Here is a 629-nt window from a genome sequence, read left to right as displayed (position 1 = left end):
TATTATTTCAACTACACAAACCATTTTTATTTATAATGAAATTGGTACTACTCCTAATAATTGTTTTAATGAAAGCAGTTTCACCATTACTGTAAATGTAACTCCAACTGTTGACATAATTTCTAATCAATCTGTTTGCACAAATTATACTTTACCAAATTTAACGAATGGAAACTATTTTACGGGCTCAAATGGAACTGGAACACAACTAAATGCTAGCGATATCATTTCAACTACACAAACTATTTTTATTTTCTCAGAAACAGCAACTACTCCAAATTGTACAGATGAAAGTAGTTTTACTGTTACTATTGGAATAAACCCTGTTGATTCAATTTCTAATCAAATTGCTTGTTCTAGTTATACTTTACCTACATTAACTAATGGAAATTATTTTACTGGCACAAATGGAACTGGAACACAACTAAATGCTGGCGATATTATTTCAACAACACAGACTATTTATATTTTTGCAGAAACTGGGACCACACCAAATTGTTCGGATGAAAGTGACTTTACTATAACAATTGTTGCTACTCCTGTTTTCCCTAATCCATCACCTTTAGAATATTGCGATCCAGATGCAGATGGATTTGGAGAGTTTGATTTTAGTAGTGTTATTGCTCAAA

General features: G+C 31.3%; 1 pseudogene. It reads left to right on the top strand.

Annotation, left to right across the window (positions count from 1 at the left end):
- Positions 1-629 (top strand): annotated as a pseudogene (locus ACFDSN_RS08445) (hypothetical protein); the annotation flags it as partial.

This window comes from Aurantibacter sp. (assembly GCF_042094015.1).
Lineage (GTDB): Bacteria > Bacteroidota > Bacteroidia > Flavobacteriales > Flavobacteriaceae > Aurantibacter.
This window is presented reverse-complemented; position numbering and strand designations above follow the sequence as displayed.